Annotated in this window: 13 protein-coding genes; 11 read left to right on the forward strand and 2 right to left on the reverse strand. The window is 68.9% G+C overall.

Annotation, left to right across the window (positions count from 1 at the left end; translation table 11 throughout):
* The first annotated feature begins 419 nt into the window (after positions 1-419).
* The 4 genes from ACFWVC_RS26680 (at position 420) to ACFWVC_RS26695 (ending at position 4803) form a co-directional block, all read left to right on the forward strand.
* A complete protein-coding gene (locus tag ACFWVC_RS26680; RefSeq protein WP_003948568.1) occupies positions 420-1031 on the forward strand; it encodes a response regulator transcription factor in 612 nt (203 codons plus the stop codon).
* A gap of 260 nt (positions 1032-1291) precedes the next feature.
* The gene (locus tag ACFWVC_RS26685; RefSeq protein ID WP_384291298.1) at positions 1292-1903 is read left to right on the forward strand and encodes a sigma-70 family RNA polymerase sigma factor; all 612 of its coding nucleotides are present in this window, start codon (positions 1292-1294) and stop codon (positions 1901-1903) included.
* Between the two features lie 122 nt (positions 1904-2025).
* Positions 2026-3528 (forward strand): IMP dehydrogenase, encoded by a 1503-nt coding sequence (guaB, locus tag ACFWVC_RS26690; protein WP_384291303.1) that lies wholly within the window; start codon positions 2026-2028, stop codon positions 3526-3528.
* A gap of 153 nt (positions 3529-3681) precedes the next feature.
* Positions 3682-4803, forward strand: coding sequence for a GuaB3 family IMP dehydrogenase-related protein (locus tag ACFWVC_RS26695; RefSeq protein ID WP_360902374.1), 1122 nt, complete (start codon positions 3682-3684; stop codon positions 4801-4803).
* A gap of 74 nt (positions 4804-4877) precedes the next feature.
* On the opposite strand, the gene ACFWVC_RS26700 is transcribed toward ACFWVC_RS26695, so the two are convergent.
* Positions 4878-5792, reverse strand: coding sequence for a UTP--glucose-1-phosphate uridylyltransferase (locus tag ACFWVC_RS26700; protein ID WP_384291313.1), 915 nt, complete (start codon positions 5790-5792; stop codon positions 4878-4880).
* Positions 5793-6253: 461 nt separating this feature from the next.
* On the opposite strand from ACFWVC_RS26700, the gene ACFWVC_RS26705 reads away from it, so the two are divergent.
* The 7 genes from ACFWVC_RS26705 (at position 6254) to ACFWVC_RS26735 (ending at position 14360) form a co-directional block, all read left to right on the forward strand.
* Positions 6254-7669, forward strand: a complete 1416-nt coding sequence (locus tag ACFWVC_RS26705; RefSeq protein WP_384291451.1) for a glycosyltransferase family 2 protein — start codon at positions 6254-6256, stop codon at positions 7667-7669.
* The gene (locus ACFWVC_RS26710) at positions 7666-8679 is read left to right on the forward strand and encodes a glycoside hydrolase family 26 protein (RefSeq protein ID WP_384291318.1); all 1014 of its coding nucleotides are present in this window, start codon (positions 7666-7668) and stop codon (positions 8677-8679) included. Before ACFWVC_RS26705 ends, ACFWVC_RS26710 begins: the two co-directional genes overlap by 4 nt.
* Entirely contained in the window at positions 8679-10457 is a 1779-nt protein-coding gene (locus ACFWVC_RS26715; RefSeq protein ID WP_384291324.1) for an ArnT family glycosyltransferase, read from the forward strand. Before ACFWVC_RS26710 ends, ACFWVC_RS26715 begins: the two co-directional genes overlap by 1 nt.
* Before the next feature lie 36 nt (positions 10458-10493).
* The gene (locus tag ACFWVC_RS26720) at positions 10494-11816 is read left to right on the forward strand and encodes a UDP-glucose dehydrogenase family protein (RefSeq protein ID WP_384291330.1); all 1323 of its coding nucleotides are present in this window, start codon (positions 10494-10496) and stop codon (positions 11814-11816) included.
* Between the two features lie 59 nt (positions 11817-11875).
* Entirely contained in the window at positions 11876-12595 is a 720-nt protein-coding gene (locus ACFWVC_RS26725) for a polyprenol monophosphomannose synthase (protein ID WP_384291455.1), read from the forward strand.
* Between the two features lie 74 nt (positions 12596-12669).
* Entirely contained in the window at positions 12670-13272 is a 603-nt protein-coding gene (locus tag ACFWVC_RS26730) for a GtrA family protein (protein WP_384291334.1), read from the forward strand.
* Entirely contained in the window at positions 13269-14360 is a 1092-nt protein-coding gene (locus tag ACFWVC_RS26735) for a sugar phosphate nucleotidyltransferase (RefSeq protein WP_384291338.1), read from the forward strand. The genes ACFWVC_RS26730 and ACFWVC_RS26735 overlap by 4 nt, the downstream gene beginning before the upstream one ends.
* Before the next feature lie 12 nt (positions 14361-14372).
* Here the strand turns inward: ACFWVC_RS26735 and ACFWVC_RS26740 are convergent, their stop codons facing one another.
* Entirely contained in the window at positions 14373-15608 is a 1236-nt protein-coding gene (locus ACFWVC_RS26740; RefSeq protein ID WP_384291342.1) for a nucleotide sugar dehydrogenase, read from the reverse strand.
* Positions 15609-15742: the final 134 nt, after the last annotated feature.

Genomic DNA, 15742 nt, shown 5'->3' on the forward strand with positions numbered 1-15742 from the left:
CTCTGCGGGAGGTGATGTCGACGGTACATCTACTGTCCAAGTAGATGTAAATATGATTCATCACAAAATCGCCAACGAACTCCCGCCATGCGGGTAAAAAGCCGCCAAACAGGCAAAATCTGACATTGACCCCCGGTCGGCGGTTCGGTGTCCTGCAACCGGGCGCCCGAAGTGCTTCCTTTTGCGATCGGGCACACCGCCACGACCTGCGGTGTTGCTGGTGCGTGGCGAACCGGGCACGGAGTGTGCGGGAGAGCGTCCGCAAACTCCGTAACTCTTTCGAGTGAGGGTCGTTGAAGGTGCGGAAGTGGTTGGCGGCCGAAGTAATCGGGCAGGCGCCCGAGACCGTCAGCCCCACCAGTGACGATTCGTACAGCCTGGAGGCTCAACGTGACGCGGATCAGCTGCGGAGGACGGTCATGACTTCCGTTCTCGTCTGCGACGACTCCCCGCTTGCCCGAGAGGCGCTCCGCCGCGCGGTGGCGACCGTGCCCGGTGTCGAGCGCGTAACGACCGCGGCCAACGGCGAGGAAGTCCTCCGCCGCTGGGGCGCCGACCGCTCGGACCTCATCCTCATGGACGTCCGGATGCCCGGTCTCGGCGGTGTCGAGACCGTACGGCGGCTGCTGTCCGCCGATCCGGGGGCCCGCATCATCATGCTCACGGTCGCCGAGGACCTGGACGGGGTGGCGCTCGCCGTCGCCGCCGGTGCCCGTGGATATCTGCACAAGGACGCCTCGCGCGCCGAACTGCGGGCCACGGTCACCCAGGCGCTCGCCGACCCGACCTGGCGGCTCGCGCCGCGCCGGCTGCGCTCCGCCGAGATGGGCGCCGCGCCGACGCTCACCGCCCGCGAGATCCAGGTGCTGGAGGGGATGAGCCACGGCCGCTCCAACGCCGAGATCGGGAGGGAGTTGTTCCTCTCCGAGGACACCGTCAAGACGCACGCGCGACGTCTTTTCAAGAAACTCGGCGCCTCGGACCGGGCCCACGCGGTGGCGCTCGGCTTCCGCTGGGGCCTGGTGCGCTAGGCCGTCGAGTTGAGCGGCGAGGGGCCGATGGGCTGTGGGGCGGCTGTGCGGCTGCCCCGCTCGTACCGGTTTCCGTTCCGAGGGCGCATGCTGGAGGCATGGACTCTCGGGGACACGGGCGGGCGGGGCGGCGGGTGCATGACATGACTACGGCCGGTGCGGTCCCTCGAAACGCGTCACAAGGCGCATCGCATAACGCTTCGGAGCACAACCACCCCGCCGAGGCCACAGAGCGCGCTTCGGCGAGGCACTATGGATGGATGCGCGACGAGGCCACCGGCACAGAGACAGCCATAGGGGCTCTCGTACGTCGAGCCGTCGAGGGTGACGAGCAGGCGACGCACGACCTCCTCGCCCATGTGCACCCGCTTGCCGAACGCTATTGCCGCACCCGGCTGTCGCGACTGCCCGGTGACGCGCGCCACTTCGTGGACGACCTCGCCCAAGAGGTGTGCCTCGCGGTGCTGTGCGCGCTGCCGCGCTATCGCGACCAGGGGCGGCCCTTCGAGGCCTTCGTGTTCGGGATCGCCGCCCACAAGGTCGCCGATCTGCAGCGGGCGGCCATGCGCGGCCCCGGTTCGACGGCGGTTCCCTCAGACGAGATGCCCGAGCAGCCGGACGACTCGCTCGGGCCGGAGGAACGGGCGCTGCTGAGCAGCGACGCCGAATGGGCGAAGGGTCTGCTGGCGAATCTGCCGGAGCACCAGCGGGAGCTGGTTCTGCTGCGGGTCGCCGTCGGGCTCACCGCCGAGGAGACCGGACAGGTGCTCGGGATGTCGCCGGGGGCCGTCCGGGTGGCGCAGCACCGGGCGCTGTCCCGGCTGCGCGCGCTCGCGGAGGAAGCTCCGGGCGCCCGTGGGCTGAGCGCCTAGCCCATCGCTCCGGTCCCTGGCGGGGCCCAGGGCCCGCGGGCCCCCGTCAAGGCCGGAAAAGGTTTCCCGCGAGAGCCATTAGCATTGAACATCTCGCTGGGCAAGACCATGGGGAAGGTGTCATGACGCTGAACGCCGACGGAGTAGCCGAGAAGTTCGGGTTGCTCGGACTGACCTACGACGACGTGCTCCTCCTCCCAGGGCCTTCGGATGTCGTGCCGAACCAGGTCGACACCCGCTCCAGGGTCACCCGGAACGTCAGCGTGAACATCCCGCTGCTGTCCGCCGCGATGGACAAGGTCACCGAGGCCCGCATGGCCATCGCGATGGCCCGCCAGGGCGGCGTGGGCGTTCTGCACCGCAACCTGTCGGTCGACGACCAGGTCAACCAGGTCGACCTGGTGAAGCGGTCCGAGTCCGGCATGGTGAGCGACCCCATCACCGTGCACCCGGACGCCACCCTCGCCGAGGCCGACGCGCTCTGCGGCAAGTTCCGCATCAGCGGCGTCCCGGTCACCGACGGCTCCGGCAAGCTGCTGGGCATCGTCACCAACCGTGACATGGCCTTCGAGAGCGACCGCTCCCGCCAGGTCCGCGAGGTCATGACCCCGATGCCGCTGGTCACCGGCAAGGTCGGGATCTCCGGCATCGAGGCGATGGAGCTGCTGCGCAAGCACAAGATCGAGAAGCTTCCGCTGGTCGACGACGAGGGCCGGCTCAAGGGCCTCATCACCGTCAAGGACTTCGTCAAGGCGGAGAAGTACCCGGGCGCCGCCAAGGACGCCGAGGGCCGGCTGCTGGTCGGCGCGGCGGTCGGCGTCGGCGACGAGGCCTTCCTGCGTGCCCAGCGGCTGGTCGAGGCCGGCGCGGACTTCCTCGTGATCGACAGCGCCCACGGCCACAGCCGCGGCATCCTCGACATGGTCGCCAAGGTCAAGGCCAACATCAGGATCGACGTGGTGGCCGGCAACGTCGCCACCCGGGACGGCGCCCAGGCGCTGATCGACGCCGGTGCCGACGGCATCAAGGTCGGTGTCGGCCCCGGCTCCATCTGCACCACTCGGGTGGTCGCGGGCGTCGGCGCCCCGCAGGTCACCGCGATCTACGAGGCCTCGCTGGCCGCCGGCCCGGCCGGTGTCCCGCTGATCGGCGACGGCGGTCTGCAGTACTCCGGCGACATCGCCAAGGCGATCGCCGCCGGCGCGGACACGGTGATGCTGGGCAGCCTGCTCGCGGGCTGCGAGGAGTCGCCGGGCGAGCTGATGTTCATCAACGGCAAGCAGTTCAAGTCCTACCGCGGCATGGGCTCGCTCGGCGCGATGCAGTCGCGCGGCCAGGCCAAGTCGTACTCCAAGGACCGCTACTTCCAGGACAACGTGCTCTCCGAGGACAAGCTCGTCCCCGAGGGCATCGAGGGCCAGGTGCCCTACCGCGGCCCGCTCGCCGCGGTGGCGCACCAGCTCATCGGCGGCCTGCGCTCCTCCATGGGCTACGTCGGCTCGGCGACCATCCCCGAGCTGAAGGAGAAGGGCCGCTTCGTACGGATCACCGCGGCCGGCCTCAAGGAGAGCCACCCGCACGACATCCAGATGACCACCGAGGCGCCGAACTACCACGGGCGCTGATCCGCACGTACCGATGCGCGGAGCGCGCACGGAGCGCGGAGCGCGTACGGCGCAGCGCACACGGCACAGCCCGCGGCCCCCACGGTCGCGGGCTTTCGCCTGCCCTCCCTGGGATACTCGGACGGGCAGGCCACGAGGAAAGGCATAGCGACAGTGACTGAGATCGAGATCGGGCGGGGCAAGCGCGGCCGCAGGGCGTACGCATTCGACGACATCGCCGTCGTCCCGAGCCGCCGTACGCGGGACCCGAAGGAGGTCTCGATCGCGTGGCAGATCGACGCCTACCGCTTCGAGCTGCCGTTCCTGGCGGCGCCGATGGACTCCGTGGTCTCCCCGGAGACCGCCATCCGCATCGGCAACCTCGGCGGCCTCGGGGTGCTCAACCTCGAGGGCCTGTGGACCCGGTACGAGGACCCGGAGCCGCTGCTCGCGGAGATCGCCGAGCTGGACGACGCCTCCGTGACCCGGCGCATGCAGGAGCTGTACGCGGCGCCGATCAAGGAGGAGCTGATCGGGCAGCGCATCAAGGAGGTCCGCGACGCGGGCGTGGTCACCGCCGCCGCGCTCTCCCCGCAGCGCACCGCGCAGTTCTCCAAGGCCGTCGTCGACGCCGGCGTCGACATCTTCGTGATCCGCGGCACGACGGTCTCCGCCGAGCACGTCTCCGGCTCGCACGAGCCGCTCAACCTCAAGCAGTTCATCTACGAGCTCGACGTCCCGGTGATCGTCGGCGGCTGCGCCACGTACACCGCCGCGCTCCACCTGATGCGCACCGGCGCCGCGGGCGTCCTGGTCGGCTTCGGCGGCGGCGCCGCCCACACCACGCGCAGCGTGCTCGGCATCCAGGTGCCCATGGCCACCGCCGTCGCGGACGTCGCGGCGGCCCGCCGTGACTACATGGACGAGTCCGGCGGCCGCTACGTCCACGTCATCGCCGACGGCGGCTTCGGCTCCAGCGGCGACCTGCCGAAGGCGATCGCCTGCGGCGCCGACTCGGTGATGATGGGCTCGCCGCTCGCGCGCGCCACGGACGCCCCCGGCCGCGGTTTCCACTGGGGCATGGAGGCCACGCACGAGGAACTGCCCCGCGGCAAGCGGATGAACCTCGGCACCGCCGGCACGACCGAGCAGATCCTGCTCGGCCCCTCGCACGCCCCTGACGGCTCGATGAACTTCTTCGGCGCCCTGCGCCGGGCGATGGCCACCACGGGCTACTCGGAGCTCAAGGAGTTCCAGCGGGTCGAGGTGACGGTCTCGCCGACGCACCACCGCTGAGGCCGGCCGCAGAGCCGACGGCCCGGTCCGCGTTCACTGTGGACGCGGACCGGGCCGTTCGCTTTGCGCCGGGGTCACAGCTCCGTGGCGACGAAGTTCCGCAGCCACCTGCGGAAATCGGGCCCGAGGTCCTCGCGCTCGCAGGCCAGGCGCACTGTGGCACGCAGGTAGTCCGAGCGGTCGCCGGTGTCGTAGCGGCGACCCGTGAAGACCACGCCGTGCACCGGACCGCCGGCCCCGCCGACCGCGAGCGCTTGGAGGGCGTCGGTGAGCTGGATCTCCCCTCCCCGCCCTGGAGGCGTGGCGCGCAGAACTTCGAAGACCGCGGGGTCGAGGACATAGCGCCCGATAAGGGCGTAGCGGCTGGGCGCGGTGCCCGGCGCGGGCTTCTCGACCAGGCTGTTGACGCGCAGGACATCGTCCTCGTCCGCGAGCGGGGTGGTCACCGCGCAGCCGTACAGGTGCATGCGGTCCTCGGGGACCTCGGTGAGCGCGATCACGCTGCCGCCGTAGCGCTGACGGACTGCCACCATGCGGGAGAGCAGTGGGTCTCGCGGGTCGATGAGGTCGTCGCCCAGCAGGACGGCGAAGGGGTTGTCGGCAACGTGAGCCTGCGCGCACAGCACCGCGTGTCCCAGCCCCAGCGGGTCGCCCTGCCGGGCGTAGTGCACGGTGGCCAGGCTGCTGGACTCATGAACCAGTGAGAGCCGTTGGTGGTCGCCCTTGGCGGCGAGCAGCGCCTCCAACTCATGGGCCCGGTCGAAGTGGTCCTCCAGTGCTCGCTTGTTGCGGCCTGTGATGAGCAGCACATCGCTGAGTCCGGCGGAGGCGGCTTCCTCGACGACGTACTGGATCGCGGGCTTGTCGACCAGCGGCAGCATTTCTTTGGGCGTTGCCTTCGTCGCGGGAAGGAAACGAGTCCCGAGGCCCGCGGCCGGAATTACGGCCTTGACCACGGGTTCGACGGTGTTGGATACGTGCGCAGACATGCCTGACAGCGTGGCCTCGAAGGCCCGCGCCCCCCATTCTCTCCCCATTGTTCGACGCTCAGGATAAGCACGCGTCCCGGCCGCGATCTACCCGCAACCCGTCGCCTCAGCCAGAGATACCTGCAACCTGCACATATCGGACAGGTACCCAACTTGATCTTGTTGGGTTCAAGGGATTTGCATATATGCTTCCGTTGCTCGGCTGCGTGTTCGACCTGTGGGGGCCGAGTAAAGGGTGGGGGTAGGGCCGTGAGGCCCGGGGAGTGGTAATGAGTTCTCTTCAGCCTGCGTACGTGGGCCCGGGGCAGCGACCTGCCGTCGGGCACCGTCGCGCCGCGCGCAAGTATGCACCGCAACTGGGGTTGCTGCCGAAGCCACCCACGGACCGCGAGAAATATTCGTATGCCAAGCGACATCTGTGGGTTCTGACACTCTTCTCGCTGGTCAGCTTCTGCTGTCTGGTGGTGAGCCAGTTCAAGCTGGCGCAGTCCACGCCGTGGATGTGGATCTACATGCCACTGTTGGTCTTCACGGTGGTGTACTACCTGATCTCCCTGCGTGTGAACGCGCTGACCAGGGACTTCGACATGAAGGCGCACAAGCGCCTGGTCCGTGAGTGGCGCCCGGAGGTCTACCCCTCCGTCGATGTCTTCCTTCCGGTGTGCGGTGAACCCATCGAGGTGCTGCACAACACCTGGACGCATGTACGTGCCCTCGCCGACCGGTATCCGGGCGTGTGCGTTCCGTTTGTTCTCGATGACGGCGCGAGTCCCGAACTCGCCGCGATGGCAAGGGACTTCGGGTTCCGTTACGGCACCCGCCCGAACCGTGGATGGTTCAAGAAGGCGGGCAACCTCCACTTCGGATTCGCGCAGTCGGGCGGGGAGTTCATCCTCATCCTGGACGCGGACTTCACTCCCCGTGCCGATCTTCTGGAAGAACTCCTTCCGTATATGGCGGCCGACGAGCGAATCGGAATCGTTCAGTCCCCCCAGTTTTTCCGCGTTCTCGATTCGCAGAACTGGATCGAGCGCGGTGCCGGCGCGGTGCAGGAGTTGTTCTACCGCTCCGTCCAGGTCGCCCGGCAGGGCAGTGACGGTGCCATCTGTGTGGGCAGTTGCGCCGTCTACCGGCGTACAGCGCTGGACAGTAACGGTGGGACCACCCTGATCGAGCACTCCGAGGACGTCCACACCGGCTTCGACCTGCGCAATCTCGGCTGGGACGTGCGCTATGTGCCCGTCCCGGTCTCGACCGGGGTGTGTCCCGACAACGCGGGTGCCTTCTTCAATCAGCAGTACCGCTGGTGCTCCGGATCGATGAGCCTGCTGGGCAGTCGCAAGTTCTGGGACTCGAAGATCAAGTTCTCCAGTCGCATGTGCTACATGTCCGGCTTCTTCTACTACATCCACACGGCGCTCTTCACCTTCGCCGCACCGGTCATTCCGATCGTGCTGTTGCTGGCCATGCCGGACAAGCTGCGTGTGGAGAACCTGCTGCTGGTCGTGCCGAGCATCGTCTACACGACGGTCATCTTCCCGCTCTGGCACCGCGCGCCGTACCGGCTGGAAGCCTGGGCAGCCCGCATGATGTACGGCTGGGCGCACGTCTTCGCCATCTGGGACATCCTGCGCAAGAACCGTATGGGCTGGCAGCCCACCGGCTCCTCGGGGGCCAAGAAGAACAAGACCCGCCGCTTCTGGATCGGCATGTGGGCCTGGAGCGGTGGAACCGCCCTGGTCTGGGTGGGCGTCGCGGCGTGGCGAATGCTGTCCATGGACCCCCTGAACTTCGCGCTGGTGTTGTCCTCCGGGCTCTTCTACGCCGTCGTTGTGGGTCGGGTCCTGGTGCAGCCGCGGGCGGAGAGCGCGGCATGAGGTACGCCAAGCACATCGTCAAGGCGGCAGCCGGTCTGGTCGCGGCCGGTCTGCTGGCCGCCACGGCTGCCTGCGGCCCGGGCGACTCCGGGTCTGCGTCGGCGGACCAGGGGAAGGGCGGCGGTTCCAGTAGTGAGAGCGCCCAGCCTGCCATCCCCTTCGACGTGAGCCCACTGCTCCACCCCGACAAGAAGTACTTCGGTGTCGCCGAGGACAAGGCCCCACACACGATGGCCCCGGTCGACCAGTACGCCGGGATGGTCGGCAAGCAGCCCAACCTGGTCGCCTACTACGCGGAGTGGGGCGCGGGCTTCGACGCTTCCGGCGTGCGTAGGGCGTGGAAGTCGGGTGCCTTGACGCTCATGTCCTGGGAACCCTTCCATGTCTCCCTCGCCGACATTGCCGCCGGCAAGCAGGACGCCTATCTGAGGACATACGCGACGGCGGTGCGTCAGCTCAACCTGCCCGTCGTCATCGACTTCGCCGACGAGTTCAACGGCAACTGGGAGAACTGGGGTACCAAGCACGTCACCCCGAAGGAGTTCGTCGGTGCCTGGCGGCACATGCACGACGTCTTCGGCGATGTCGGGGCCGCCAACGTGATCTGGGCGTGGTCGCCCAACATCGTCAACCCGGTGCCGCAGGTCAAGCTGGAGCCGTACTACCCGGGCGACGCCTACGTCGACTGGGTCGGAATGATCGGCTACTTCACCATCGGTTCCGACAACGCCTTCGACAGCGTCTTCGGCCCGACCATGCGCCAGGTGCGCACCTTCAGCAAGAAGCCCTTCATCATCCTCGAAACCGCGGCCGAGCCCGGCGAGCGCCGGCGGGCGGACGTCCGCAATCTCTTCCAGGGCGTGACGTCCGACGATGACCTGCTCGGTTTTGTGTGGTTCGACTACCACAAGCGCGCCGACTGGCGGCTGAAGGTGAGCCCTCTGGCCCTGGCCGAGTTCAAGCGCCTCGCGTCCGACGATCTCTTCGGCTTCGACGTCCGGAAACCGTGATGGAACCTGACACCTACGACTCGCCCCGCGTCCCGCGCCAGGGGTGGTTCGAGCAGCCTCCCAATGACGCGACCTACGTCTCGGAGGAGGAGCCCTACGCGGCCCTCCCGGCAGGCACGGCCGACAACGCCCACGGAGTGGGCGGCGCCCAGGAAACGTACGTCGGATACGCGCCCCACCCGGCCGTGACGCCCGGCGGGCACGGCCTCGTCCACGCCTACCCGGATGTGGACACGGGACCCGGCTACGAGGTGCCCGAGTCGCCGGAGGCTGGCTGGGACATGGCGCCCAGCGCGCGCCGGAGTTGGGTCAGCCGGGCCATCCTCCTGGCGATCCTGGTCATCCAAGCCCTCCTGTCGCTGCGTCTGGGTAACACCGCCTTCCAGGACGAGGCGCTCTACCTGTACGCCGGCCACATGGAGATCGGTCACCTCCTGCACGGCACTCCCACGCCGGTCAACTACAACACATATTTTTCGGGCTCGCCGATGCTCTACCCGGTGCTGGCGGCCGCCGTTGACGGCAGCTTCGGCCTGACTGGTGCCCGGCTGCTCAGTCTGGCGTTCATGCTGGGTACCACGAGCCTGCTGTACGCCTTCACCCGGCGGATGTTCAACGAGCGAGTGGCGCTGGTGGCGGCCGGCCTGTTCGCGGTCACGCAGTCGGCGATCGTCCTCGGGAACTTCGCCACGTACGACGCCGCTGCGCTGTTCCTCCTGGCCCTGACGACCTGGATCGTCATACGCACCGACCGCGCCCCGATCGCGGCCGTGATGCTCGCGGCTCCGATCGGCGTGCTGGCCGTCGCGGTGAAGTACGCCTCGGCCCTGTATCTGCCCACGATCGTCGTCCTCGCGGTGCTGACCTCCTGGCCGCACCGGAAGTGGCGTTCGATGCTGCGGGGTGTGCTGCTCGGCCTCGTGATGATTGTGCTGATCGTGCTCGGCGCGAAGTACACGGACGTCTTGTCAGGTGTCCAGCAGACGACCACCAATCGTGAGCACGGTACCGACAGCACATGGTCGCTCATCGAGAAGTCCTGGGACTGGGGCGGGCTGATGTTCCTCACCGCCTGCGGTGGTCTGGTCTCGTACATCCGGCGGAGTCGCATGAACGAGTCCCCCGTGTCCTTGCGGATGAGCAGCCCCGGCTGGCGCTGGCGAACTCTGCTGGCCCTGACCTTGTGCGGAACGGCCCTGCTGGCGCCGGCGTACCAGATCCACCTGCACACCTCGGTGTCGCTGTTCAAGCACATCGGCTTCGGTCTGCTGTTCGCGGCGCCGATGGCAGGCATAGGTGTGAGCCGGATGGTGGGAGCCCACTTCCGCTATCCGCAGTTCGGCATCCTGGTCTGGGTCGTGATGCTGTGCCTGGGGCTGAGCCAGTCGACCTGGCGCTTCGGGGTCTGGGCGGACTCGAGCCAGCTCGTGGCGACGATCAAGCCCCATGTGAACAGCAAGGGCCGCTACCTCGCAGAGACTTACGAAGTCCCCGTCTACTACCTCAGGGACCGCACCAATCAGCGTCAGTGGACGTCGACCTTCTTCATCTCCTACCAGGACACGAAGGGCGCGACTCACACCGGTCGGGACGGCTACCGCCAGGCCATCAAGGACGGCTACTTCGACTTGGTGGTCTTGGACATGGTGACCACCCCGGCGATGGACGAGTACATCGCTGGTCAGATGAAGCACAGTTCGCACTACCGGCTGCTGGGCAACGTGCCCTTCAAAAACTCCTCAGGTCACGGTGAGTACCGGATCTGGATCAAACAGTAGCCGCGCAGGCCATTTTCGTTAGGAGAGGCCGTGTCTATGCGGCTCACTGTCTTCGGCACCGGTTATCTCGGTGCCACCCATGCCGCCTGTATGGCGGAACTGGGGCACGAGGTGCTCGGGGTGGACGTCGATGCGGAAAAGATCGCCGCGTTGCGTGCCGGGCGGGTGCCCTTCTACGAGCCCGGCCTGGAGGAACTGCTCGCCAGGCACACCGCCTCCGGGCGGCTGCGCTTCACCACCTCGTACGAGGAGGCGGCTGCTTTCGGGCAGGTGCACTTCGTGTGCGTCGGTACTCCGCAGCGCAAGGACTCCGGGGCGGCCGACCTGCGGTATGTCGACGCGGTGGTGGACGGCTTGTGCGCCCACCTCGGTGACGCCCCGGCGCTGGTCGTCGGCAAGTCCACCGTCCCGGTCGGAACCGCCGAGCGCCTTGCTGCGCGGCTGCAGGGCAAGGCCGAACTCGCCTGGAACCCGGAATTCCTGCGTGAGGGCTTCGCCGTGCAGGACACGCTCAGGCCGGACCGGCTGGTCCTCGGTATACGTTCCGACGCGGCCGAGGCGCTGCTGCGGGAGGTCTACGCGTCGGTGATCGACGCCGGCACACCCGTGGTGACCGCGGACTTCCCAACGGCTGAGCTGGTGAAGACGGCGGCCAACGCCTTCCTCGCCACCAAGATCTCCTTCATCAACGCGATAGCCGAGGTGTGCGAGGCCTCCGGGGCGGACGTCTCGGTGCTGGCCCGTGCGATCGGCCACGACGAGCGGATCGGCGCCCGCTTCCTGCGGGCAGGTATCGGGTTCGGCGGAGGCTGCCTGCCCAAGGACATCCGTGCCTTCGCCGCGCGTGCCGAGGAACTGGGCACTGGCCACTCGCTGGCCTTCCTCCGCGAGGTCGACGCCATCAACATGCGCCGCCGTGAGCGGACGGTGGAGCTGGCGCGCGAACTGTGCGACGGCAGCCTGCAGGGCAAGCGGGTCGCCGTGCTGGGCGCGGCCTTCAAGCCCGACTCGGACGACATCCGGGATTCGCCCGCCCTGGACATCGCGGCCCGTGTGCATCTGGAGGGCGCCGAGGTCGCCGTCTTCGACCCGCAGGCCATGGACAACGCCCGCAAGGCGTACCCGACGCTTGGGTACGCGCTCTCGGTCCCGGATGCGGTCCGCGGTGCTGACGCGGTGCTGCACCTCACCGAGTGGCCGCAGTTCGGAGCGTTGGATCCGGCCGAGCTGACCCCCCTCACCGCCCACCCCCGGGTCATCGACGGCCGGGGCTCCCTGGACGGCGCTCGCTGGGCCGCTGCCGGCTGGGACTTCCACGCATTGGGCCGTCCGGCCCACCCGAGACAGGAGCGACCGTGAACGCACCGGACACCGCACACTTCCCGCCGTCGTGGGGGAACGTCCCGCTGACGGTCGTGATGCCCACGTACAACGAGGCCGCGAATCTGCCGCGGATGGCCGACATCGTCATGCGACTGCCGCTTCCCGGTCTGCATCTGAAGATCGTCGACGACTCGAGTCCGGACGGCACGGGCGCACTCGCCGAACAACTCGCTGAGAAGTACAACGAGTTCGGCTACCACCCGCGGATGAGTGTACTGCACCGGACCACCAAGGACGGTCTGGGCAAGGCCTACACCGCGGGCATGCTGGCCGCGCTCGACGAGGGCGCGGAGTTCGTGGTGCAGATGGACGCCGACGGCAGCCACCCGGCCGATGTCATCCCGCAGATGCTCGGCACCGCGCTGGCCACCGGGGCGGGGTTCGTCGTCGGCAGCCGATACGTGGACGGCGGCTCCCTGGACGAGGAGTGGGGCAAGCACCGGCAGTTGCTGTCGCGCTTCGCCAACCGGTACGCGCGGACCATCCTGGACACCAAGATCCGTGACATCACCGCCGGCTTCAACCTCTGGCGGGCGCAGACACTGCGCGACGTGGATCTCCGGACGCTGGACAGCGCGGGCTACAGCTTCCAGGTGGAGCTGAAGTTCCTGGCGGCGCGTGCCGGTCACAACGGCGTGGAGATCCCGATCCGTTTCGAGGAGCGCACCGAGGGCGTCTCCAAGATGAACCTCGCGACCCAGGTCGAATCGGCGCTGGTGCCGCTGCGTCTGCGGCTGCGCAACCGCCGGGGCTGAGCCGCGCCCCACGGGGGCGACGAGTACGAGGAGCACGATCATGAGACCGCGGAGGAAACGGACATGACTTCACGATGAGCGGACGGCATGCGCTTCCTTCGCGGCTGGGCGCGCTGTACCGCGAGATAGCGAAGTTCGGCTTGGTGGGGCTCTCGGGGTTCGTGGTCAACCTCGCGATCTTCAACCTCATCAAGGACATCGCCCAGTGGCAGACCGTACGAGCGAGTGTCCTCGCGACGGTCTGCGCCATCATGACCAACTACCTGGGCCTGCGGTTCTTCACCTACCGGGACCGCGGCCAGGAGGGCCGCAGCAGCCAGCGGCGGGAACTCGGTCTCTTCCTCTTCTTCAGCGCGGTCGGCCTGGTGATCGAGAACTCCGTGCTCTACGCGACCACATACGGCTTCGGCTGGGACGGCACCCTCGCCAACAACGTCTGGAAATTCGTCGGCATCGGCATCGCGACCCTCTTCCGGTTCTGGTCGTACCGGACGTGGGTCTTCCGAACCTCCGACGACGGCGAGCCGGCCCCGGCCCCCCGTGGTGAGGCGCCTGTCTACCACGTTCCGCCGGCCGTGCCCTCCGACCCCTTCCTGACCGTTTCCTGGGGAGAAGACATGACGGACCCGGCGTCCGGTGCATCGACGGTCACACCTGCGGGGGTGCGGACGCCATGAGCGAAGCCATTCTCCTCGTCGGTGGCAAAGGCACCCGGCTGCACCCGCTGTGCACCTACACCCCCAAGCCCCTGCTGCTCGTCGCCGGTGTGCCGTTGCTGACCCATCAGCTGGCCCGCGCCGCGGCGGCGGGGGTGACCCGGGTCGTCTTCGCCACGTCCTACCTGGCCGAACTCTTCGAGCGGGAGTACGGCGACGGGGCCGCGCTGGGCCTGGAGCTGGTCTACGTCACCGAGACCGAGCCCCTGGGCACCGGCGGTGCGATCCGCAATGCCGCGCGCCATCTGACCTGCGGGCCCGACGAGCCGGTGCTGGTCTTCAACGGTGACATCCTCAGCGGCCTGGACATCGCGGCCCTCAGGGACGGCCACCGCGCGTCCGGCGCAGACGTGACCCTGCACCTGACCCGGGTCGCGGATCCGCGGGCGTACGGGCTGGTCACCACCGACGCACACGGCCGCGTCGAGGCGTTCCTGGAGAAGCCGGAACGGCCGGAGCAGATCGTCACCGATCAGATCAACGCGGGCTGCTACGTCTTCACGCGCTCGGTCATCGACGGCGTTCCCGAGGGCCGGGTCGTGTCCGTCGAACGCGAGACGTTCCCCGGTCTGCTGGAAACCGGCGCCCACTTGCGCGGAGTCGTCGACTGCACGTACTGGCTGGACCTCGGCACGCCGTCGGCCTTCGTCACCGGGTCGGCTGATCTGGTGCGCGGACACGTGGACTCACCCGCGCTGCCCGGCCCGACCGGAGATGCCCTCGTGCTGCCGGGGGCGCGGGTCGACCCGCTGGCGGTGCTCTCGGCGGGGACGACGGTGTGCGAGGGCGCCGAGGTCGAAGCCGGGGCGATCGTGGAGGGCAGCGTGGTCCTGCCCGGGGCGCGTATCCGCGGCGGGGCGCTGGTTCAGCGGTCGGTGGTGGGACGCGAGGCGGTCGTCGGCACGGCCGCCAGCATCATCGACGCCGTGGTCGGTGACCACGCCCACGTGGGACCGCACAACGAACTCCCGGCGGGGGTGCGTCTCGACTGCGGCGTCCGTCTTCCCGAGCGGGCGGTCCGTCTCTCGGCGCCCACGTACGCTCAGTGACACGGATGGCCGTCAGAGCCGGGCGGCCGCGCCGACCGGGGTGGCGCCGCGGGTGTCCAGCATGAGCTGGGCCTTCGCGGCGAGGCCCTGCATGTCGTATGTGCGGTGGTGCTGGAGGAGCACCGTCAGGTCGGCGTGGGCCGCGGCCTCCCACAGCGAGTCGGCGCGGGGGACCGGGCGGTCCAGGACGCGCCATTCCGGGGCGTAGGGGTCGTGGTAGCTGAGCTGGGCGCCGAGTTCGATCAGGCGGGCGCCGATCTCCCGGGCCGGGGCGCCCTCCTGGTCCGGCAGGTCGGGCTTGTACGTCACACCGAGGAGCAGGACGCGGGCGCCGCGCAGCGACTTGCCGTGCTCGTTGAGCAGGGCGGCGGCACGCTGCACCACGTAGCGCGGCATGCGGGCGTTGACCTCCTGCGCGTACTCGACCAGCCGCAGCGGATGGCCGCGCATGCGGCCCTGGTACGGCGGGTGGTTGGGGTCGAGCGGCATCGTGTGGCCGCCGACCCCGGGACCCGGGCGGAAGGCCTGGAAACCGTAGGGGCGGGTCTCGGCGCAGCGGATGACGTCCCAGACGTCGACGCCGATGTCATGGCAGAAGACGGCCATCTCGTTGGCGAGCGCGATGTTGACGTGCCGGTAGTTGGTCTCCAGCAGTTGCACGGTCTCCGCCTCGCGCAGCCCCCTGGCCCGCACGATCCGCTCGGTGAAGCGGGTGTAGAACGCTGCGGCGGCCTCCGTGCACGCGGGCGTGAGGCCGCCGATCACCTTGGGGCCGGCGAAGCCGCGGACCGGGGAGTACGCGAGGTGGAAGCCATGGCCCGCGCGCAGGCCCGAGCCCTTCTCCAGCAGCGGCCGCAGGAACTCCTCCGTCGTGCCCGGGTACACCGGCGACTGCAGCACCACCGTGGTGTGCGGGCGCAACTGCGCGGCCAGCGTGCGGCCTGCCTCCTCCAGGGCGGACAGGTCCAGCTCCCGGTCCTCGCCGACCGTGACCGGCGCGCAGATCACGGCGGTCCGTACCCGGCCCAGCGCGGCGGGGTCGGCGGTCGCCCGGAAGCCGGCGGCCAGCATCCTGCGCACATCGGCCGCGGCGAGGTCCCCGGACGGACCCCGCAGGCCGGCGTTCACCGCGTCCACGGCCCGCTCGTCCGGGTCGTACCCGATCACCCCGATCCCGGCGGCGCAGGCCGCCTGCGCGAAGGGCAGGCCGGCATGGCCGAGTCCGATGACTGCGAGGTCTGCGGGCATGGGGTCCTCTTCCTGCGGTGCCCTGCGGCGTCCTGCCGCGGGGGTGCTGCGTGCGGTACCCAAACAGCTCGAAATCAGGCTAACCAGACAGATAGCTGATATGACCGCACGCCACGCGGCGCCGCCCTTGCGGT

Origin of the sequence: Streptomyces sp. NPDC058691, from assembly GCF_042714775.1 — a bacterium.
GTDB lineage: Bacteria > Actinomycetota > Actinomycetes > Streptomycetales > Streptomycetaceae > Actinacidiphila.

What these genes read in the sequence shown, in the direction of transcription:
- ACFWVC_RS26680 (WP_003948568.1), top strand. Translation starts at nt 420, where the DNA reads ATGACTTCCGTTCTCGTCTGCGACGACTCCCCGCTTGCCCGAGAGGCG.
- ACFWVC_RS26685 (WP_384291298.1), top strand. Translation starts at nt 1,292, where the DNA reads ATGCGCGACGAGGCCACCGGCACAGAGACAGCCATAGGGGCTCTCGTA.
- guaB (WP_384291303.1), top strand. Translation starts at nt 2,026, where the DNA reads ATGACGCTGAACGCCGACGGAGTAGCCGAGAAGTTCGGGTTGCTCGGA.
- ACFWVC_RS26700 (WP_384291313.1), bottom strand. Translation starts at nt 5,792, where the DNA reads ATGTCTGCGCACGTATCCAACACCGTCGAACCCGTGGTCAAGGCCGTA.
- ACFWVC_RS26710 (WP_384291318.1), top strand. Translation starts at nt 7,666, where the DNA reads ATGAGGTACGCCAAGCACATCGTCAAGGCGGCAGCCGGTCTGGTCGCG.
- ACFWVC_RS26715 (WP_384291324.1), top strand. Translation starts at nt 8,679, where the DNA reads ATGGAACCTGACACCTACGACTCGCCCCGCGTCCCGCGCCAGGGGTGG.
- ACFWVC_RS26720 (WP_384291330.1), top strand. Translation starts at nt 10,494, where the DNA reads ATGCGGCTCACTGTCTTCGGCACCGGTTATCTCGGTGCCACCCATGCC.
- ACFWVC_RS26725 (WP_384291455.1), top strand. Translation starts at nt 11,876, where the DNA reads ATGCCCACGTACAACGAGGCCGCGAATCTGCCGCGGATGGCCGACATC.
- ACFWVC_RS26730 (WP_384291334.1), top strand. Translation starts at nt 12,670, where the DNA reads ATGAGCGGACGGCATGCGCTTCCTTCGCGGCTGGGCGCGCTGTACCGC.
- ACFWVC_RS26735 (WP_384291338.1), top strand. Translation starts at nt 13,269, where the DNA reads ATGAGCGAAGCCATTCTCCTCGTCGGTGGCAAAGGCACCCGGCTGCAC.
- ACFWVC_RS26740 (WP_384291342.1), bottom strand. Translation starts at nt 15,608, where the DNA reads ATGCCCGCAGACCTCGCAGTCATCGGACTCGGCCATGCCGGCCTGCCC.